The organism is Pseudomonas sp. N040, assembly GCF_015637705.1.
In the GTDB taxonomy this organism is placed as follows: domain Bacteria; phylum Pseudomonadota; class Gammaproteobacteria; order Pseudomonadales; family Pseudomonadaceae; genus Aquipseudomonas.
Genome location: NZ_JADOBE010000014.1, coordinates 46,473 through 66,619 on the forward strand (window position 1 = coordinate 46,473; position 20,147 = coordinate 66,619).

Annotated in this window: 19 protein-coding genes; 15 read left to right on the plus strand and 4 right to left on the minus strand. The window is 65.3% G+C overall.

Features of this window, described 5'->3' with window-relative positions:
* The first annotated feature begins 126 nt into the window (after positions 1 to 126).
* The 14 genes from ISX93_RS16690 to ISX93_RS16755 all read left to right on the plus strand — a co-directional run bounded on the left by ISX93_RS16690 (position 127) and on the right by ISX93_RS16755 (position 13,180).
* Positions 127 to 1,320: a TolC family protein gene (locus ISX93_RS16690; protein WP_195779893.1), complete on the plus strand. Its 1,194-nt coding sequence runs from the start codon at positions 127 to 129 to the stop codon at positions 1,318 to 1,320.
* Complete coding sequence (locus tag ISX93_RS16695) at positions 1,317 to 1,856, plus strand: hypothetical protein (protein WP_195779894.1); 540 nt, start codon at positions 1,317 to 1,319, stop codon at positions 1,854 to 1,856. The genes ISX93_RS16690 and ISX93_RS16695 overlap by 4 nt, the downstream gene beginning before the upstream one ends.
* Positions 1,853 to 2,947 carry an efflux RND transporter periplasmic adaptor subunit gene (locus tag ISX93_RS16700; RefSeq protein ID WP_195779895.1) on the plus strand — a complete coding sequence of 365 codons (1,095 nt, stop codon included), beginning with the start codon at positions 1,853 to 1,855 and terminating at the stop codon, positions 2,945 to 2,947. Before ISX93_RS16695 ends, ISX93_RS16700 begins: the two co-directional genes overlap by 4 nt.
* Before the next feature lie 118 nt (positions 2,948 to 3,065).
* Positions 3,066 to 6,167 (plus strand): efflux RND transporter permease subunit, encoded by a 3,102-nt coding sequence (locus ISX93_RS16705; RefSeq protein ID WP_195779896.1) that lies wholly within the window; start codon positions 3,066 to 3,068, stop codon positions 6,165 to 6,167.
* Positions 6,168 to 6,196: 29 nt separating this feature from the next.
* Positions 6,197 to 6,589, plus strand: coding sequence for a hypothetical protein (locus ISX93_RS16710; protein ID WP_195779897.1), 393 nt, complete (start codon positions 6,197 to 6,199; stop codon positions 6,587 to 6,589).
* Positions 6,590 to 6,623: 34 nt separating this feature from the next.
* A complete protein-coding gene (locus tag ISX93_RS16715; protein WP_195779898.1) occupies positions 6,624 to 7,646 on the plus strand; it encodes a cytochrome D1 domain-containing protein in 1,023 nt (340 codons plus the stop codon).
* Between the two features lie 131 nt (positions 7,647 to 7,777).
* Positions 7,778 to 8,134, plus strand: a complete 357-nt coding sequence (locus ISX93_RS16720; protein ID WP_229732263.1) for a hypothetical protein — start codon at positions 7,778 to 7,780, stop codon at positions 8,132 to 8,134.
* Positions 8,135 to 8,236: 102 nt separating this feature from the next.
* A complete protein-coding gene (locus tag ISX93_RS16725; RefSeq protein WP_195779900.1) occupies positions 8,237 to 8,662 on the plus strand; it encodes a hypothetical protein in 426 nt (141 codons plus the stop codon).
* 115 nt (positions 8,663 to 8,777) lie between these two features.
* Complete coding sequence (locus tag ISX93_RS16730) at positions 8,778 to 8,993, plus strand: DUF2933 domain-containing protein (protein ID WP_229732264.1); 216 nt, start codon at positions 8,778 to 8,780, stop codon at positions 8,991 to 8,993.
* Positions 8,990 to 9,673 (plus strand): methyltransferase family protein, encoded by a 684-nt coding sequence (locus ISX93_RS16735; RefSeq protein ID WP_195779902.1) that lies wholly within the window; start codon positions 8,990 to 8,992, stop codon positions 9,671 to 9,673. Before ISX93_RS16730 ends, ISX93_RS16735 begins: the two co-directional genes overlap by 4 nt.
* Positions 9,670 to 9,942: a DUF5676 family membrane protein gene (locus ISX93_RS16740; protein ID WP_195779903.1), complete on the plus strand. Its 273-nt coding sequence runs from the start codon at positions 9,670 to 9,672 to the stop codon at positions 9,940 to 9,942. Before ISX93_RS16735 ends, ISX93_RS16740 begins: the two co-directional genes overlap by 4 nt.
* Before the next feature lie 30 nt (positions 9,943 to 9,972).
* Positions 9,973 to 12,297: a heavy metal translocating P-type ATPase gene (locus ISX93_RS16745; RefSeq protein WP_195779915.1), complete on the plus strand. Its 2,325-nt coding sequence runs from the start codon at positions 9,973 to 9,975 to the stop codon at positions 12,295 to 12,297.
* Positions 12,298 to 12,387: 90 nt separating this feature from the next.
* Complete coding sequence (locus ISX93_RS16750; RefSeq protein WP_195779904.1) at positions 12,388 to 12,660, plus strand: heavy-metal-associated domain-containing protein; 273 nt, start codon at positions 12,388 to 12,390, stop codon at positions 12,658 to 12,660.
* 70 nt (positions 12,661 to 12,730) lie between these two features.
* Positions 12,731 to 13,180: a DUF411 domain-containing protein gene (locus ISX93_RS16755; RefSeq protein ID WP_195779905.1), complete on the plus strand. Its 450-nt coding sequence runs from the start codon at positions 12,731 to 12,733 to the stop codon at positions 13,178 to 13,180.
* A gap of 86 nt (positions 13,181 to 13,266) precedes the next feature.
* On the opposite strand, the gene ISX93_RS16760 is transcribed toward ISX93_RS16755, so the two are convergent.
* The 3 genes from ISX93_RS16760 to ISX93_RS16770 form a co-directional block, all read right to left on the minus strand.
* Positions 13,267 to 14,361 (minus strand): hypothetical protein, encoded by a 1,095-nt coding sequence (locus ISX93_RS16760; RefSeq protein WP_195779906.1) that lies wholly within the window; start codon positions 14,359 to 14,361, stop codon positions 13,267 to 13,269.
* A 315-nt stretch (positions 14,362 to 14,676) separates the two neighbouring features.
* Positions 14,677 to 16,479 (minus strand): ATP-dependent zinc metalloprotease FtsH, encoded by a 1,803-nt coding sequence (gene ftsH / locus ISX93_RS16765; protein WP_195779907.1) that lies wholly within the window; start codon positions 16,477 to 16,479, stop codon positions 14,677 to 14,679.
* 203 nt (positions 16,480 to 16,682) lie between these two features.
* Complete coding sequence (locus tag ISX93_RS16770) at positions 16,683 to 17,570, minus strand: PA4780 family RIO1-like protein kinase (protein ID WP_195779908.1); 888 nt, start codon at positions 17,568 to 17,570, stop codon at positions 16,683 to 16,685.
* 160 nt (positions 17,571 to 17,730) lie between these two features.
* Between ISX93_RS16770 and ISX93_RS16775 the strand changes: the two genes are divergently transcribed.
* Positions 17,731 to 18,657 (plus strand): methylated-DNA--[protein]-cysteine S-methyltransferase, encoded by a 927-nt coding sequence (locus tag ISX93_RS16775; protein WP_195779909.1) that lies wholly within the window; start codon positions 17,731 to 17,733, stop codon positions 18,655 to 18,657.
* 261 nt (positions 18,658 to 18,918) lie between these two features.
* On the opposite strand, the gene ISX93_RS16780 is transcribed toward ISX93_RS16775, so the two are convergent.
* Positions 18,919 to 20,067, minus strand: a complete 1,149-nt coding sequence (locus tag ISX93_RS16780; protein ID WP_195779726.1) for an IS481 family transposase — start codon at positions 20,065 to 20,067, stop codon at positions 18,919 to 18,921.
* Positions 20,068 to 20,147 lie beyond the last annotated feature (80 nt).

Sequence of the window (20,147 nt, forward strand, 5' to 3'; positions counted from 1 at the left end):
GGCGAACCTTACACAAATGTAATCACCCGGCCGCAGGCGATCTGGCAAGGTTCACCCTCGTGCAGGCCGCAGCAACGCGGTGGCCGCGCAAACGTCAACAACCCCTGAAGCAGAAGGTTTAAAACCGTGGTTGCTATCCACTTGCTGCGCCTTGGCGTGCTGCTCGGCGCGACGCTGCTGGGGAGCGCCCAGGCGGCCAGCTTGCGCGATGTGCTCGAGCAGGCCTGGGCCGTGCAGGCCGACCAGCAGGGTGCCCGCGACCGGCAATATGCTGCACAGGTCGCCGCCAGCCAGGCCTGGACACCGCAGCCCCCCAGCCTCGGCCTGTTCAATACCACTGATCAATTCAACGGCGACTACGGCCGGCGTGAGTGGGAGGTCGGGATTGCCGCCCCCATCTGGCTGCCGGGGCAGCGCGACCAGGCGCAGGCTGTCGCCAATGCCGAAAAGACCGCGTTCAACGGCCGCAATGAACTGGGTCGCTGGCAACTGGCCGGGCAGTTGCGTGAAAGCTGGTGGACCGTGCGCTTTGCCGAGGTGGACCTGGCCAGCGCCAATCGCCAGCTGGCTGAAGCGCAGGCGCTGGCCAAGGATGTCAGTCAGCGGGTAAAGGCCGGGGAGCTGGCCGCGCTCGACGAGAATCAGGCCAAGATCGCCGTGGCGCAGGCCAAACGCCAGCAAGACCTGGCCGGGCTGGAATTGCAGCGCAGCCGTACAACCTTCGCCTTGCTCAGCAACGGCGCCAGCCTGCCCGCGCAGGCCGAAGTGCTGGCGCCTGCGCCCGCCCTGGAGCAGCACCCGCTGCTGAGCAGCTTGCACGCGGCGGTGCGCAGTGCCCAGGCGCGCCTTGACCAAGCCACCGGCGATAGCCGCGACGCCCCGGAACTGGCGCTGACCTACACCTCCGAGCGCGATGCCGCTGCCGACCCCTACCGTGACCGGATCAAACTGGGCATCACCATTCCGTTCGGCAGTGAATCGCGCAATCGACCGCGGATCGAAGCGGCCAATGCCGACTGGATCGAGGCGCAGACCAGCCAGGACGTGGAGCGGCGGCGGATTGCCGCCGAGATCAGCGCGGCGCAGCTGGAGCTGAGCCAGAGCCAGCAGCTACAGGCCTTGGCGGCAGAAGAACTGACGCTGGTCAAGCAGCGCAGTGCCTGGATCGAACAAGGGTTTCGCCTGGGCCAGTTTGACCTGCTGACGCAGCTCCGCAGCCAGCGCGAGCAGCTCGATGCACAAGCCCAGGTCGAGCGCGCCGAGTACGCGGTGGGGCGCGCCATTTCACGTTTCAACCAGGCAGCGGGAGTCTTGCCATGAAGCTGTACCCTACCCTGCTGGCCAGTGCCTTAAGCCTGCAATTGTCCACGGCCCTGGCGCATGGCGACGAAGACCATGGCGCGGTCCAGCCATTGCCCGCCAGCACGCAGCGCCTGCCCGCTGCCGAGGCCCACTCGCCGGACTTCGAGCTGTATGCGCAGCTGGAGGGCGACCGCTTGACCGTCTACCTGGATCGCTACAGCGATAACCAGCCCATCGCCGGCGCCAGCATCGAAGTGGAAAGCGCGGACTTCAAAGCCCCCTTGCAGCCGCTGTCGGCAGGCACCTATCAAGCGCCGGCAGAGGCCTTGAATCATCCGGGCGAACATAACCTGCTGTTTACCGTATTGGCCGGGGAACAGTCCGACTTTCTCGATGCGGTACTGACGGTCAGTCCTGCTGCCGCTGCGGGTCCGTCGGCGCTTGCCCGGCCAGGCTGGTGGCTGGCGGCGGCGCTTGCCGTCCTGGCGGCAGCCGCCTGGCTGTTGCAGCGGCGCCGGCGCCCGGGCTCGATCAATCAGGGAGCCGCACGATGAACACCACGCCGCTGTCTGTCGCTGTGTTGCTGCTGGCCATGGGCGCGACCCAGAGCCTGCCGGCCTGGGCCCACGGCGATGAAGTCCACGCCGAAGCCGCTCCCGTCACCAGTACCGGCAATAACCCGCAGCGCCTGGCGGACGGTCGCGTGCTCTTGCCCAAGGAGGCCCAGCACCGCCTGGCGGTGCGTACCGTGCTGGCCAGGGAAACCAGCGTGGCCAAGTCGATTGAGCTGAACGGCCATGTGGTTATGGACCCCAATCGCGGTGGCCAGGTGCAAGCCAGCAGCGCCGGACGCATCAGTGCCCCCGCGCAGGGTTTGCCGGCGCTGGGCAGCCGGATCAGCAAAGGCCAGCTCCTCGCCTGGGTAATACCCACCGTGAGTGCCTACGAACAGGCCCAGCAGCAAGCGGAACTGGCGCAGATTCGCAGCCAGCTGACCCTCGCGCAGCTAACCGTGCAACGCCTGTACGCCTTGCGCAACTCGGTTCCCGGCAAAGAACTGCAAGCCGCCGAGGCGGAACTGGCGGCATTGCGCGGACGCAGTGCGGCCCTGGCCGCGGTCAGCCAGGGCGAGGCCCTGCGCGCGCCGGTCGCTGGCGTGCTGGCCGCCAGCAACGTGCTCAATGGCCAGGTGGTCGCGGCCAGCGATGTACTGTTTGTCATTGTCGACCCCGAGGGCATGCAGATCGAAGCCCTGGCCTATGACCCGGCGCTGGTCGACAACCTGGCCGGCGCCTTCATGCAGGGCGTCAGCTTGCGTTACCTCGGCGGCGCCCTGGTGCTGCGCGATGGCGCCTTGCCCTTGCGCTTTGCCCCGACGCAGGCCATGCCGCTGGCTCTGGGGCAGACGGTCAAGCTGATTGCGCAGACGCGCGAACAGATCAGCGGGGTGGTGCTGCCGGCCAGCAGCGTGGTGAAAAACAGCGCGAACGAGTCGGTGGTCTGGCTGCATGAGCAGGCGCTGGTGTTTCGCGCCGTGCCGGTGCAGCCCGTGGCACTCGATGGCAAGAACGTGCTGGTCACGCAGATCCGCCCGGGCAGCCGCGTGGTGACCGCGGCGGCCAGCCTGCTTAACCAGATCCGCTGAGGAGACGCGGCGAGTCGATTTGCAGGGTGGGCTTCAGCCCGCCGCCGCACCGCTCGAGGGTATTGGTGGGCTAAAGCCCAGCCTGCGCCGACGCTGACTGCCGTAACGAGGAGACACAATGTTTAGCTGGATCGTCAATACCAGTCTGCACAACCGGCTGTTTGTGCTGGCCTTTGCCGCGATCACCCTGATCTATGGCGGGTTGACCGCGCAGCAGATGCCGGTGGACGTATTTCCTGACCTGAACAAGCCCACCGTGACCATCATGACCGAAGCCGGCGGCATGGCCCCGGAGGAAGTCGAGCAGCTGGTCAGCTTTCCGCTGGAAACCGCCTTGAACGGCATGCCCGGCGTTACCCGGGTGCGCTCGGTCTCGGGCATCGGCCTATCGATTGTCTACGCCGAGTTCGAGTGGGGCACGGACATCTATCGCAATCGGCAACTGATCGCCGAGCGCCTGGCCGAAGTCCGCGAGCAACTCCCCGAGGGCGTCAAGCCGGTGATGGGGCCGATCTCCTCGGTCATGGGCGAGATCATGCTGATCGCCTTCCCGGCCGATCCCGGGCAGTCCAGCCCGATGGCGGTGCGCGAATACGTCGATTTCGTCCTGCGCCCGCGCCTGCTGTCGATTCCCGGTGTGGCCCAGGTCATCCCGATCGGCGGCGAGGTGCGGCAGTTCCGGGTCGAGCCCGACTCGGCGATGATGGCCCAACTGGGTGTCAGTTATGACGAGCTGGCCAGTGCGCTGAAGGGTTTTTCCAGCAACACCAGTGGCGGTTACCTGGAGCAGAATGCCCGCGAATACCTGATCCGCAACATGGGCCATACCACCAAGCTGGCGGACATGCAGAACCTCGCGGTCAAGGTGGTCAATGGTCAGCCGATTCTGCTCAGGCAGGTAGCCGAGGTGAAATTTGCCGCGGCCTTCAAGCGCGGCGATGCGGGGTTTGCCGGCAAGCCGGCGGTGATCGTCAGCGTGCAGAAGCAACCCAACGCCGACTCGGTCAAACTCACCGGGCAGATCGAGGCGGCCCTGGCCAGCCTGGCCAAGGTGTTGCCGGCCGGGATCAGCCCGCCGCAGATTTCCTTCCGCCAGGCCGACTTCATCGATGCCTCGATTGGCAACGTGCAGGAAGCCTTGCGCGATGGCGCCATCATGGTGGCGATCATCCTGCTGCTGTTCCTGATGAATGTACGCACCACGCTGATTTCTCTGACCGCCATTCCGCTGTCGCTGGCGATCACCTTCCTGGTGTTCAAGGCGCTGGGCCTGTCGGTCAATGTGATGACCCTGGGCGGGCTGGCAATCGCCATTGGCGAGCTGGTGGACGATGCGCTGGTCTACGTCGAAAACGTGTTGCGCCGGCTCAAGGAAAAACGCCCCAGGAGTGTTGCCAGCACCCTCCAGGTCATCGCCGCCGCCTGCAACGAAGTGCGTTCCGGGGTGGTGGTGGCAACCCTGGTGGTGGTGCTGGTGTTCGTCCCGCTGTTTGCCTTGCCGGGCATCGAGGGGCGTTTGTTCGCGCCGCTGGGCGTGGCCTACATCACCTCCATTCTGGCCAGCCTGGCGGTGGCGCTGACGGTGACGCCCGTGCTCTGCTACTTCCTGCTGCCGAAGATGAAGCAGATCGGCCATGGCGACTCGCCGCTGGTGGCCTGGCTCAAGCGCTGGGACCGGCGGCTCTTGCTGGCCTCGTTTGCGCATGCCAAGGCCGTCCTGGTTGGTGCCGTGCTGTTGCTGCTCGTTGCCCTGAGCAGCGTGCCGTATTTCCCCCGGGCCTTTCTGCCAGCGTTCAACGAGGGCACCCTGACCATCAGCCTGCTGCTCAATCCGGGCACCTCGCTGAGCGAGTCCAATCGCATTGGCAGCCTGGCGGAAAGCCTGATCCTGGAAGTGCCGGAGGTGAAGAGCGTAGGCCGCCGCACCGGTCGCGCCGAACTCGACGAACATGCCGAAGGCGTGCATTCCAGCGAAATCGACGTGGACCTGCGCCGCTCCGAGCGCTCGCGTGAAGCGATCATGGCGGCGATTCGCCAGCGCCTGGCGCTGCTGCCGGCGACGGTCACGGTCGGCCAGCCGATCTCGCACCGCCTGGACCATCTGCTGTCGGGCGTGCGCGCGCAGATCGCCTTGAAAATCTATGGCGACGACCTGGATACCTTGCGCGGCGAAGCGGCGGGTCTGAAGGAGCGCCTGGCGCAGATTCCCGGCCTGACCGACCTGCAAATCGAGAAGCAGGTGTTGATTCCGCAGATCAAGATCCGCCTCGACTATGACCGCGCCGCCCAGCTCGGCGTGGCGCCCGGCAGCCTGCTGCAGACCCTGGAGACCCTCACCGAGGGCGATAGCGTCACGCAGATCGTCGACAACAACAAACGCTTCAACCTGGTGGTGCGCCTGCCGGACTCGGCGCGCGATCCGCAGGGGCTGGGCAATATCCTGATCGATACGCCGCATGGCAAAGTGCCATTGTCGCAGGTCGCCAGCATCGAGGAGGCCGACGGCCCCAACCAGATCGGCCGCGAGAACAGCCGCCGGCGTATCGTGATCGCGGCCAACAGCGATGGCTCGGACATGGCCGCGATCATCGAGCAGATTCGCGCGGTGCTGGCGCAGCAGCCCATGCCCGAGGGCTACTTCGTCAGCCTGGAAGGACAGTTCCAGGCGCAGGAAGCGGCCAGTCGGCTGATCGCCGGGCTGTCGCTGGTCTCCCTGGCGCTGATCTTCATGGTGCTCTACAGCCGCTATAAATCGGCGGTCCTGGCGGCCATGATCATGGGCAATATCCCCATGGCGCTGATCGGCAGCGTGATCGCCATGTGGCTGGCGGGCATCTCGTTGTCGGTGGCCTCGCTGGTCGGCTTTATCACCCTCACCGGGATCGCCACGCGCAATGGCATTCTCAAGGTCAGTCACTACATCAACCTGTGCAAGTTCGAGGGCGCCAGCTTCGGCCAGGAGCTGATCGTCCGCGGCTCGCTGGAGCGCCTGACCCCGGTGCTGATGACCGCCCTGACCGCCGCATTGGCCTTGCTGCCGCTGCTGTTTGCCGCCGACGCGGCGGGCAAGGAAATCCTGCATCCGGTGGCGGTGGTCATTTTCGGCGGGTTGGTCAGCTCGACCCTGATGGACAGCCTGCTCACCCCCCTGATGTTCTGGCTGTTTGGCCAGAAACCCTTGCAGCGCCTGGTCGACGAGCACAGCCAGACGGTGCTTTAACCCATACGTGCAAACTGGAGAGGTACCCCATGAAAAAGTCTGTTGTTACCCTGCTGCTCAGTACCGGCCTGATCCTCGCGGCCGGCTCGCCCCAGGCCCATGAGGATGCTCCGCAAGCGCCGATGCACAGTGGCGTGGTCAGCGAGGCAGCCTCCGGCACCAACGCCGAGCTGAGCCTGGAAGGCGGCATGCTGATGGTCTATCTGCGCACTCATGACGGTGCACCGATCGCCAGCCAGGACAGCACCGCTGAACTCACCCTGCTGAGCGCAGGCAAGAAACAGGTCGTGGCACTGCTGCCGTCGGGCGATAACTCGCTGATGGCACAAGGTTCCTATCAGGCGGGGCCGGGTAGCAAGGCGGTGCTCAAACTGAGCTTGCCAGGCAAGTCCACCGAGCAGTTTCGCTTCGAGCTGAAGTAATCCCCCGAGTACTTATGCGTCAGGGAGAACAGCAATGCGCAAGGTCAGACTGTTATTGGCTTGCAGCCTTATGTGGATGCTCAACCAGGCCGTTGCGGCACCCGTCGGCACGGTCTACACCGCGAATGAGCGCGATGCGTCAATCAGCCAGGTCAGACTCGCCAGTGGCGAGGTCCGGACTTTCCCCCTGCAGATTGCCCCGCATAACGTGCAGGTATCGGCCGATGGGCGCTGGTTGTTCGCTGTGGGTATGCCGACTCACGCGGAGCACCAAGGCACAGCGATGAATGGCATGGGCGAGATGAGTACGGGGCAGCTGTTGGTGTTCCGCACCGCCGCGCTGGACAAACCCGCCTTCAGCTTGCCCGCAGGCGAGCACCCGGCGCATGTGGTCGCCGATTCGAGTGGGCAGCGCGCCTTCGTCAGCGACTCCGCCGCCAACCTGGTGCGGGTGTTCGATCTGCAGCAACGCCGCCAGATCGGCACCGTGCAGACGGGTCGCTTCCCCCATGGCTTGCGCCTCAGTCCCGACGGCCAGACCTTGTATGTCGCCAATATGCGTGGTGGCAGTGTCTCGGTGATCGACACCGCCACGTTGCAGGAAACCGCGCAAATTGCCGTGGGCCAGGCGCCGGTTCAGGTCGGTTTTGCTGCCGACGGACGTCAGGCCTATGTCTCGCTCAGTGCCGAGAACCAGCTCGGCATCATCGACACCGCGACCCAGCAGTTGCGCGCCAAGGTCACTGTCGGCAGGACGCCGATCCAGATGATGGCCAGCGCCGATGGCCGTCAGGTCTTCGTGGCGAATCAGGGCAGCAGTGCCGATCCGGATGAGCGGGTTTCGGTAGTCGATCCAGCCAACGGCAAGCTGGTTGCCAGTGTGGTCACCGGCAAGGGCGCCCATGGCGTGGCCATCAGCAGCGACAGCGCGTATGTGTTTGTCAGCAACATCGAGGCGGGCACTGTCTCGGTGATCGATACCGTCAGCCGCACAGTCGTTGCCACCCACAAAGTGGGCGCTGGCCCGAATGGCATCAGCTACCAGGCACCCGAGTGAGCGGCGCGCAGTCTGCTGGCTTGATTGAGGTCAATTCAGCCCCGGTATAACTGTCTACACTGATTCCAGTAGGGCTTAATCGGCCTATGGAGTGCGTCATGTTCTGGTTCCGGCAGCATCACCGTAAGCTGTTGCGCCTGACCCTCGCGGTGTGGGGGTTGGCGTTACTGCTGGTGGCGTTTCAGGGCTGCCTGGTGCGCCCAGAGCATAATCTGTCTGTCACGCACACTGCGCTCTCTGTGACGCAGGTGGCGGATGATCATGCTTTGCACGCCAGTGGTTGCCTGCAGCATTGCGAGGCGACGGCCAGCGCGATCAATCCGGCTTCACAGCACCCGATGCTGGATCTGGTCAGTTGGGCAATCCTCTGGCTGCCAGCACTGCTGCTTAACCCAAGCGACCTGTCCAGGTTTGCCTTTCTTGCACTGCGCCGCCCCGTACCTTCGGCGCCGCCAGCCCGCCTGCTGTTCGTCCGCTTCAACGATTAATTAGCGATTTCAGGGCGTCCGCTCGCCGGACGTTCTGTTTTGCTGTGCCAATTCGGCGCGGCCCGGTAGTCCCTGTCTTTTCTTTACCACTTGGAGTTCAACATGAACGCACCACTGAAATTGATCCTTGCCGCCATTTTATCCAGCAGCGCACTCATGGCCACGGCCGAGGATGCACATCACCCGGCTGACGTGCCGGCCGGCACAAGCACCTCCAGTGCAGCAGTGCCGCCACCCATGAATCAAGCAATGACCGAACAGATGCAGAAAATGCAGGCCGCGCATGACAAAGCCGCTGCCGCAACAACCCCTGCCGAACGGCAAGCCGCCATGCAGGAAGGCATGCAAGCGATGAAGGAAGGCCTGACCATGATGAGTCAGGAGCCGGGCGCGATGGGCTGTATGGGCTCAGGCATGGGTATGTCTGGTGCCAAGGGCGGCATGGGCATGGGCAACGGCATGATGGACATGATGATGCAGATGATGGATCAGCAGTCGTCGATGATGAACATGCCCATGCAGAAGTGAGCTAGCGGCAAGGTTGCTGGGTATTTTCACCGGGTAGCACCCCCACGCGGGCGTGGGGGTGGCGCTCCGGCAGCACATGGAGGCAGACATGACGCCTGTACCACCCGCGAACAGCATGAGGCACCTCTGGGTGTTCTGGGGCTTTGTCGCCATCGCCGGGTTCTTCCTGCTCACCGAGCATACCGCCCACCTGTTGGGCGTCTTGCCTTACCTGCTGCTGGCGGCCTGCCCGCTGATGCATGTGTTTATGCACCACGGCCACGCTGGCCATCGACGTGGGCATGGGCATGCGCAGCCACCACCGAACACGGACGAGGAGGATACGCCATGAACCATGCCGAAGCGGCCTACGGCCTGTGGGCGCTGGTCATCATCAACTCGCTGGTGTTCAGCCTGTTTGCCTTCAGCTTCACCCGGCCGAGGACGCGCCGCGACTGGCGCTCCTTCGGCATGTTCTCGGCCTTCCTGGTGGCGCTGTTTACCGAGATGTACGGCTTTCCGCTGACCATCTACCTGCTGATGCCCTGGCTTGGCCAGCGCTTTCCCGGCATCGACTTCCTCTCGCACGACGCCGGCCATCTGCTCGAAGTACTGTTTGGCTGGCAGGTCAATCCGCACTGGGGGCCCTTCCACCTGCTCAGCAACCTGTTGATCCTCGCCGGTTTCTGGCTGCTGTCGAGCGCCTGGCGCGTGCTCTACCAGGCGCAGAGCAGTGGCCAACTGGCGCTGAGCGGTCCCTATGCGCGGATCCGCCACCCCCAGTACGCGGGCTTCGTGCTGATCATGTTCGGCTTTCTGTTGCAGTGGCCAACGCTGATCACCCTGCTGATGTTCCCGATCCTGCTCGTGATGTACGCCAAACTGGCCAGGCGGGAGGAACAGGAGATGCTCGCGCACTTCGGTGATGCCTACCGCGCCTACCGCGAACGCACTCCGGCGTTCCTGCCCTGGCCAACGACCCGCCCCAGCACCGCCGCTGGCGGCCCTCCGCATTCGAGGAAACAAGCATGAACGCTCCCTGGAAAACCGGACTCACCCTGGCCCTGACCATGGCCATTTCCTACTCGGTCTGCGCCCTGCTCTATGCACTGTGGCCGACGCAAGGCATCGCCTTCCTCAATGCCTTGTTCCATGGCCTCGACTTCGGCCGCCTGCAGGCGCCGCAAGCCTACGGCGTGGCGACTTTCGTCGGACCGCTACTGGTCCTGAGTGGTTGGGGCGCGCTGGTCGGCACCCTGTTCGCCTGGCTGCATTGCAGGCTCCACGGTAATGCGCAGTAGGTCTAGGAGGCCACAATGAACGATTCGCCCATGCCACAGCCCGACCGGCCACCAGCGCTAGCGTCAGGCGCACAGGATCCGGTGTGCGGCATGCCGGTCGCCGCCGACAGCCCGTTCAGTGCCGCGTACGCCGGGCAGACCTGGCACTTCTGCAGCGAGAAGTGTCAGCTCAAGTTCAAGGCTGACCCCGAGCGCTACGCCACCCCTACCCTGCCGCAGACGCAGACGCAGACGCCGGCGCCGGCGACAACCGGGAACGAATACAGCTGCCCGATGCATCCGGAAGTCCGCCAGCGCGGGCCTGGCATCTGCCCCAAGTGCGGCATGAGCCTGGAGCCGGTACTGCCGGAACTGGAGCAGGCGGAGAATCCTGAACTCAGGGACTTCGCCCGGCGCTTCTGGTGGAGCCTGCCGCTGACCCTGATCGTCACCCTGCTGGCCATGGGCGGGCATGCCCTGAATCTGTTCCACGGCACCACGCAGAACTGGGTCGAGCTGGTCCTGACCACCCCGGTGGTGCTCTGGGCCGGCTGGCCGTTCTATGTGCGCGGCGCGCGCTCGGTGATCCAGCGCAGCCCGAACATGTGGGCACTGATCGGCCTCGGCACCGCTGCCGCCTACCTCTACAGCCTGGCTGCGACCCTGGCGCCCGGCGTGTTTCCGGCGACCTTCAGGCTGGACGGGCGGATCGGTGTGTACTTCGAGGCGGCGGCGGTGATCATCTCGCTGACCCTGCTCGGGCAAATGCTCGAGCTCAAGGCGCGCGCGCAGACTTCGGCCGCGATCAAATCGCTGCTTGGCCTGGCGCCCAAGACCGCGCGCCGGATCGATGCCGATGGCAGCGAGACGGATATCCCGCTGAGTCATGTGCACAGCGGCGACACCCTGCGCGTACGTCCCGGTGAGAAGGTGCCGGTCGATGGCCGGGTGCTGCAGGGTGAAAGCGCGGTGGACGAGTCCATGCTCACCGGCGAGCCGTTGCCGGTGATGAAGCGGATCGGCGACAGCCTGATCGGTGCCACCCTCAACACCCATGGCAGCCTGGTGATGCAGGCGCAAAAAATCGGGGCGGCGACCATGCTCGCGCAGATCGTCCAGATGGTGGTGCAGGCGCAGCGCTCCAAGGCCCCGATGCAGCGCCTGGCGGACGTGATCGCCGGCTATTTCGTGCTGGTGGTGATCGCCATCGCCGGCCTGACCTTGCTCGGCTGGGGTCTGTGGGGGCCACAACCGAGCTGGGTGTTCGGCCTGATCAATGCAGTGGCGGTGCTGATCATCGCCTGCCCCTGCGCGCTCGGTCTGGCCACGCCGATGTCGGTCATGGTCGCCACCGGCAAGGCCGCTGGCAGCGGCGTGCTGTTTCGCGATGCGGCGGCAATCGAGAACCTGCGCAAGATCGACATCCTGATCGTCGACAAGACCGGTACCCTCACCGAAGGTCATCCGGCCTTCCACAGTGTCGAACCGGCGCCCGGCTTCACTGCCGGCGAGGTGCTGCGGCTGGCCGCCAGCCTTGACCAGGGCAGCGAGCATCCGCTGGCGCACGCCATCGTCGAGCAAGCCCGCGCCTCCGGTTTGGCCTTGAGTACGCCAGAGGGTTTCGCCTCTGTTTCAGGCATCGGCGTGCGTGGCCTCGTCGAGGGCCACCGCGTGCTGCTGGGCAATACCGCGCTGATGGCTGAGGCCGGCGTGGCCACCGCAGCCCTGCAGGCACGTGCCGAACAGCTGCGCAGCGACGGCACCAGCATCATGTATCTGGCAGTGGATGACCGGCTGGCTGGCTTGCTCGCGGTGGCCGACCCGATCAAGCCGACCTCCAAACTGGCGGTCGAACGTCTGCAGGCGAAGGGCGTGCGGGTCATCATGGCCACCGGCGATGGCCTCACCAGCGCCCGCGCGGTCGCCCGCCAGCTGGGCATCGAGGAAGTCCACGGCGAGGTCAAACCGCAGGACAAGGAGCGTCTGGCTGCCAGCCTGCAGGCACGCGGGCACCGTGTGGCGATGGCCGGCGACGGGATCAACGACGCCCCGGCCCTGGCGCGCGCCGATGTCGGCATCGCCATGGGCACCGGTACCGATGTGGCAATGAACAGTGCCCAGATCACCCTGGTCAAGGGCGACCTGCTGGGCATCCTGCGCGCCCGCAGCCTGTCGCTGGCGGCAGTGCGCAACATGCACCAAAACCTGGTGTTTGCCTTCGTCTACAACGCGCTGGGCATTCCCCTGGCCGCCGGGCTGCTCTACCCGCTGACCGGGCAGCTGCTGTCGCCACTGATCGCGGCGCTGGCCATGAGCGTGAGTTCGGCTTCCGTGGTCTTCAATGCGCTGCGACTACGGCATGCGCGGATCGAGTGAAGCTGAACATGGCGCTTGACCTTGCCACAAGGGCAAGGTCGACAGTGTAGCTACCGCCGGAACCAGCCGGTCACTTGCGAGGAAGCCCCGATGCGCACCATCGAATTGAACGTCCAGGGCATGAGCTGCGGCTCCTGTGTCAAACACATCAATGCCGCGCTGGCCGCGCTGGCCGCGCTGGCCGGGGTCGACGCGGTCGAGGTCGACTTGCCCGCTGGCCGCGTGCGCGTTACCGGCAACGCTGAAGCTGCCCTGCTGATCGCCACCCTCGACGACGCCGGCTATCCGGCGCAAGCGGCTAGCCCGGCGGCTGCCGCTGCAGCCAAGCCAGCCGGCTGCGGCAGCAGTTGCAACTGTCACTGAGGCTCAAGCCAGTCACCCCAACCCCAGCCGCCACCACGGCAGGATCACACGCAAGATCGGGAGTATCACCATGTCCACAAAATTGCGGATTGCCGCCATCGCCGTTCTGCTGCTCGGCGGAATAGCCCAGGCTGACGAGCCACTGAGCATTGACGTGCATCGCGACGCCAACTGCGGGTGCTGCAAAGACTGGATCAAGCACCTTGAAGCCAACGGTTTCAATGTCATCGATCACGTCGAAACCGACATGCGCGCGGTCAAGCAGCGTCTCGGCGTGGCCCCGCGCCTGGCGTCCTGCCACACCGGGGTGATCGACGGCAAATTCGTCGAAGGCCATGTGCCCGCTGCGCAGATTCTCGAGTTGCGGCAGCGCCCGGATCTGGTCGGCCTGGCCGTGCCAGGCATGCCCGCCGGCTCGCCGGGGATGGACTTCGGGCAACCGCGACAGGCTTACCAGGTCATAGGGCTAACCGCGGCGGGTACGGATGAAGTGGTGGCGCAGTACCCCGCAAGCGAATAACCCGACCGGCCCGGCAGAACTAATCGCCCGCGGCATCCCGGCGAGTGGCGCAGCGGGCCACCAGGCATGGCTGAACAGCGCTGCGGTTATTGCGCGCCGCGCCAATAGCCGGCGGGGGCGTCGTAGCCACCGCCGCCATCCTCCAGCGCTGGCTCGCCGGGCCGGGGCTGCGGCAGCGATTCGCCGCTGACCGGCAAGCTAGAGCGACTGGCGAGGCTGCCTTCGACCTGTGCGGAAATGTAATAGACCCCCGCCAGCACCCCGCTGACCGGGTTGCGCATCCACTCCAGCCAGTTTTCATCGAAAGCGGCGTTCAGGCTTTTGCGCAGTTGCGCTTCCATTTCCGGTCGTTCGTTCTCGCGGCTGACCGCGCTGAAACCCGCCACGCCCAGGGAAAGCACCGTGGCGGCGACCCGGCCGACCACTGCCGAGACCGAGCTGGCAATGCTGCGGGTGGCGAGCTCGCTCTGCAGGGCTGCGCTGGTCTGTTGGGCTACTGCGGAAATGTCGGCGGCCAGCCAGCTGCTCGCGCCGCCAGGGGCATTGCGGATCCGCGCGAGCAGCGCCGCATAGGCAGGCAACTGCTCGAGCGGCTCGGCGTGGAGCAGCTGGTCGAGCGAAGCACTGTGGGCGGCGGGCGGCGCCAGCTTGATTGCCGGAATGCGCTGGAGCCACTGCTCGAATTGCTCTGCGGGGATGCCGTAGCGCGCCGGGATTTTCTTGAGCCGCACACCCAGTTGCTGGACGTAGAAGCCGGTGGTCTGCGCCATGATCAGGTCCGGATCAATCTCCCTGGCGACCGGTTCCAGCACGCGCTCCTGGTATTGCTCCTGCAGGTAGAGCGCCAGGCGATTTACGCTCGAATCTTGTTCGCCCTCGGCGTTCAGCTGGTACCAGGCCACCTTCATGGTCAGCCATTGGCGGGTCCAGTAACTGGAGAACCACGGGATGAAGTCTGTGTCGGTGCGCTGGTAGACGCGGTCCATCCATTGATCCATGGCGCCGAGGGCGTACTTCTGGGCCTGATCTGTCGCGGTCAGCGAGGCGACGAGGATGTCATCGTCGACCTGCCGCCAGACCTCCGGCGGAATCACCGGCGGCGTCAGCTCAGGCCCGCGCGCTCCCGTGGCGCAGCCGCTCAGCACCAGCAGCAAGACGATGAGCAGGCAAGGCAGATTCAAGACCGCAGCCTCCTCCAGTGGATTCGACGGCCCTGGCCCAGTGGCCGGACAGGTTGCGGGAACACGCTACAGCACAACCCGCGACAGGCGCTGCGCTGTGTATGCGCGGCGTACCCGTTCTTTAAGTGTAGGTGGCGAAAGCCTTGCCAGGCGGGCAAGACCGACCAGCGCGGTGCCGGCAACCGCACGCCATTGCACTGCACAGCCAGCCGCTGCAACGGGAGGCTGCGGCACCGCAACCACACTGCCTGCGGCTGCCGGCGCTGGTTGGCCGCATCGCGGCCAGGACGGGTCGTTTCGCCCGCTGCGGGGAGCTCAGGCCGGCAGCGGGCGCAAGGGCGGAAACTCCTCGGGGGTCAGGGTTTCCTTTTCCAGCAGCAGCCGCGCGCCTTCCTCCAGGTCGGCGCGGCGCTCCTGCAGCAGCTCCCTGGCCCGCACGTAGGCTTCGTCGATCAGCGCCTTGACGCACAGGTCGACTTCGCGCGCGGTCTGTTCCGAATAGTCCTTTTCGCGCTGGCTGAGCAGATGCTCGCCGAGGTAGCTGGTGCTCTGCCGCTCCAGGACAGCCTGGCCGACCTCGCTCATGCCGAAGCGGGTGACGATCTGCCGGGCGATGTCGGTGACCTTGCCCAGGTCGTCCGCCGCCCCGGTGGAAATCTCGCCGAACACCAGGTCTTCCGCGGCGCGCCCGGCCAGCAGCACCACCATGCGGTTCTTCAGTTCCTGCAGGGTGATCACGAAGCGGTCTTCGGTGGGGCGCTGCAGGGTGTAGCCGAGGGCTCCGACCGAGCGGGGAATGATCGAGACCTTGTGCACCGGGTCCATGTTCGCCAGGCTGGCCGCCGCCAGCGCATGGCCCATTTCATGGTGCGCCACCACCGCGCGCTCGTGCGGCAGGAGCAGGTGGCTGTGGCGCTCGGTGCCGACGACGATACGCTCGACGGCGGCCGTAAAGTCGTCCATGCCCACCTCCGCGGCCGCGTGACGCGTGGCGAGAATGGCCGCCTCGTTGACCAGGTTGGCCAGGTCGGCGCCGGAAAAGCCGGTGGTGATCCCGGCAATCCGCTCGAGATCGAGGCTGGCGGCGGCCTGGATGCGCTTCACATGAACCTTTAGGATGGCCACCCGGCCGCGCCGATCGGGGCGGTCGATGGCGATCTGGCGGTCGAAGCGGCCCGCCCGCAGCAGCGCCGGGTCGAGGATCTCCGGACGATTGGTCGCGGCCAGCAGCACCACGCCCTCGCGCGGGTCGAAGCCGTCCAGCTCGGCCAGCAGCTGGTTGAGGGTCTGCTCCTTCTCGTCGTTGCCGCCGAAGGAGCCGATCCCGCGCGCCTTGCCGAGGGCGTCCAGCTCGTCGATGAAGATGATGCAGGGTGCCGACTTGCGCGCCTGCTCGAACAGGTCACGCACCCGCGCGGCGCCGACGCCGACGAACATCTCGACGAACTCCGAGCCGGAAATGGAGAAGAACGGCACATTGGCCTCGCCGGCCACGGCCTTGGCCACCAGGGTCTTGCCGGTGCCGGGCGGACCGACCAGCAGGATGCCCTTGGGAATCCGCGCGCCTAGACGGCTGTATTTGGGCTGGTCCTTGAGGAAGGAGACGATCTCCTGCAGCTCGGCCTTGGCTTCGTCGATGCCGGCCACGTCGTCGAAGGTCACCCCGGTATCACGCTGGACGAAGATCTTCGCCCTGGATTTGCCGACACTGACCATGCCGCCCAGGCCCTGCTTGTCGAGCATGCGGCGAAACAGGAAATTCCACAGGGCGAAGATCAGCAGGAACGGCAGCAGCCAGCCGAGCAGATTGCTCAACGGGCCACCCTCGCGGGTACCGCTGAAGGTCACCTGAGAGTCGGCCAGCGCCTGCGCCAGCTCCGGCTCCACGCGCACGGTGGTGAATTGCGTGTGGTTGTTGATCGGTTCCTTGAGATTGCCACTGATCTGCTGCTGCTCGATGCGCAGGTCGCTGAGTTTTTCTTCCTTGAGCAGGCGCATGAACTCGCTGTAGGGCAGGGCTTCGGTGACACTGCGCGCCGCCCACCAGTCCTGCGCCATCAGCAGGATGCTGAAGGCGATCAGGAAGTACCAGAGGGTCCACTGCTGCTGCTTTTCCATAGTGCCTTCCTTTCGGGGTTCAGGCCTGCTGGCGAAGTCGGCGGTTGCCCGGCCGCCAGCGTCAGATCCTGCTTGCGCTGGAACTGGCTGGTTTCAAGCATAGAAGATAGGCCGCGGGTTTATTTTGCCGCGGATCAGCCAAGTGGCGCACAGGCCGGGACTGTCGATTCATCGCCGCGCCGGGGCGGCGAGCAGGCGTGCGGCTAGCGCATCCACGGCGGTGGCGGCGGTTCGTCATTCGGCGCGTCCTCGGCCTTGAGCAGGGCTTCGCGGCGGGCCTGTTCGGCCAGGGCGGCCTGGATCTCGCGCAGCACGGCATCCACATCAGCGGCCTCTTCCGGCTCGGCGAACTCGCCGGTCAGCGGGCTGTCCGGAAGCAGCTTGCCGGCTTCGAACAGTGCCCACATTTCCTTGGCGTACTTGGTGTAGCGCAATTCGGGGGCGAACTGGCCGAAGTACTCGGCCATGTTGCCGACATCGCGCTCGAGCATGGCGAACGCATGGTTGTTGGCCGCGGCATTCACCGCCTGCGGCAGGTCGATGATCACCGGGCCGTCGGGACCGAGCAGCACGTTGAATTCGGACAGGTCGCCATGCACCAGGCCGGCGCAGAGCATCTTGACGATCTCGTGGATCATGAAGGCATGGAATTCGCGCGCATCGGCCGGTTCCAGGTCGACGTCGTTCAAGCGCGGGGCGACCCCGCCCAGGCCGTCGCCGACCAGTTCCATCAGCAGCACACCCTCGAGGAAGTCATACGGCTTGGGCACCCGCACACCGGCTGCGGCCAGCTGGAACAGGGCCGCCACTTCGGCGTTCTGCCAGCTTTCCTCCTGTTCCTTGCGCCCGTGCTTGCTGCCCTTGGCCATGGCCCGGGCATCACGGGTGTTGCGGGTCTTGCGCCCTTCCTGGTATTCGGCGGCCTGGCGAAAACTGCGCTTGTTGGCCTCCTTGTAGACCTTGGCGCAGCGCAGTTCGCTGCCGCAGCGCACTACATAGACCGAGGCTTCCTTGCCGCTCATGAGCGGACGGATCACCTCATCGATCAAGCCATCTTCCAGCAGGGATTCTAGGCGTTTCGGGGTTTTCATCGGAGCTAGCGCGGGTCTCGTCGGGTGCAGATGGGGCCGTTATACGGCAATCGCCGGCGCGCTGATAGCCACCGCGGCGCCTGAATTTGAAAGTCAGAAGCGGATTGGCAGCCTGCCGGCAACGGCAGACAATTACTGCAACAGGTTTCGGGAGCTGACCATGCTTGATTTCGAACGCTGCTGGCAAGCTGTCTGTGCCCGCGACGCCAGCCAGGACGGCCATTTCGTGTTTGCCGTGCAGACCACCGGTATCTATTGCCGACCCGCTTGCCAGGCGCGCCGGCCACTGGCCCGCAACATCCGCTTCTTCGCCGACGCCCGCGCGGCCGAAGCCGCCGGTTTCCGTCCCTGCCGGCGGTGCGCACCGCAGGGGCAAAGCCCCGCGGAAGCCGTCGACACACTGGTCAGCCAGGTCTGCCACCTGCTGGAACACAGCGAAAGCATCCCGACCCTGGCGCAACTGGCGGCCCGCAGCGGGTTCTCCGCCTCGCACCTGGTGCGCGAGTTCAAGCGGCGCACCGGCCTGACGCCCAAAGCCTGGGCCCTGGCCCGGCGCGACCGACTGCAGGCCGGCGCGCCCCGGCGCAAAGGCGCCAACCTGCAGTTGCGCTATGCCATCAGCCCCTGCCCGCTGGGGCATGTGCTGCTGGCCAGCACGGACAAGGGCGTCTGCGCCCTGCTGTTCGGCGACAGTCCAACCGCGCTCGAGGCAGAACTGGCCGAGCGCTTCGCCACCGCCAGCCGCACGCCAGACCAGCCGGGGTTGGGCGCTTGGCTGCAGCAGGTCTTGCAGCAGCTGCACGAGCCGGCGCGCGCCGCGCAGCTGCCGCTGGACCTGCAGGGTAGCGCCTTCCAGCAGCGGGTCTGGCAGGCCCTGCAGAAGATCCCCGCCGGACAGACGCGCAACTACGGTCAGCTGGCGGCCGAACTGGGCAGCCATCCGCGCGCGGTGGCCCGCGCCTGTGCGAGCAATCCGGTGGGGCTGCTGGTGCCCTGTCACCGGGTGATTGCCGCCAATGGCAGCCTGAGTGGTTATCGCTGGGGCCTGCAACGCAAGGCCGCGCTGCTGGCGGCGGAAGCCTTGTAAAGCGGGCGGGAGCCGTGCGCAGCCCGGACTGAAAAACCTGCTCGACCGCGCGCGCCGGCAGCGTCGGAATCGTTCTTCGCGGGTTCCGAGGGGGCCGGGGTAAGGGATTGGCAAGCCGCTGTAGATTTTTTGGCTGCGCCGGACTGGTTATCGCAGTCGCTAGATCGCTTCGGTTGCGCCCCGCCGGGCGCCTCACTTTTCTTTGCTTGTTGTATAGACCGGAGACATGGTGGACACATGTGCGGACACATGGTTGACGGATTATGCACCGGCCTCGGCCGGCTCCCGTAGATCAATCTGCATCAGTTTGTGGTGGATGAAGTACACATCGTACAAGCCATCTTTTTTGCCGGATGGCCTGATTGCTACCGGCAGACCTGCGAGCGGGTTAGAGAGCTTGTAGTCTCTGCCATGGAAGCTGATTGCCCCGCCCCATTTGCTCACCGTCACCACGGTATCGTTTGGTCCGTATTCAATCTCCGGAAGTTCCTCGGGATAGGTCTTGGGGCTTATCTGGTAGCGGGTAGTCGGCGTAGCCATCTGCAAGGCCTCATGGGGACGCTGCTGGTTGTAAACCTCACGCCAGCAATCGAAAGCCGCCTGGGCCTCCTGCAGCGAGTGGAAACTGCGTCCGTTGAGGACTTCGGCCTTGAGGGAGCGATGGAAACGCTCGTCCTTGCCGTTGGTTTGCGGGTGATACGGGCGGCTGTAGCTCAGGCGGATACCCAGCCGGATCAGCCAGATCGCCAACTCAGTTAGTTGCCCCGGCTGACGCGCGGCCCCCCAAGGCGCACCGTTGTCAGTGTTGATACGTACCGGCAGGCCATAGCGCCTGAAGATCTCGATCAACTGCGCCCGGACCGTGCGGTAGCGTTGCTCGGAGCAGACACGGATACCCAGATTGAAGCGTGAATGGTCATCCAGCACGGTCAAGGGATGGCAGACACCCTCGGAAGTCTGAAAACAGCCCTTGAAGTCCATCTGCCAGAGGTCATTGGGGGCGGCGTGCTCGAAGCGCTTCCAGGGCGTGGCTGCCTCTGAGCTCTGGGGAGAGATCAGTTCATGGCGGTGCAGAATGCTGGTGATGGTGCTGGGGGCGAGCAGGGGTTTCCCCAAGTCCTGCAAGCGCCGGCTCAGTTTCCGTCCGCCCCAACAAGGGTGTTCCCGGCGCAACGCCACAACAGCCTGCTCCAGGTCAGTGTCAGTCAATCGCGGGCTGGTTTTAGGGCGTCTGGAAATGTCGGCCAGGCCATCGCTGCCATGTTGCTTGTGCCGGGTCAGCCACTTGTAGGCGGTTTGGGGGCTGATCCCGAAGCGCCGACATAACTCGCGGCGATTAGCGCCATCTTGTCGGGCCAGCAGTACGAATTCTTCTCTAAGGCTCATGGTGTCTTTAGCGTTCCAAGGCATGGTTATCGGCTCGGCAGGTCACTACCGAAAGTGTCAGCCATGTCTCCGCACACCTGTCACCTATGTGTCCGGTCCGTACA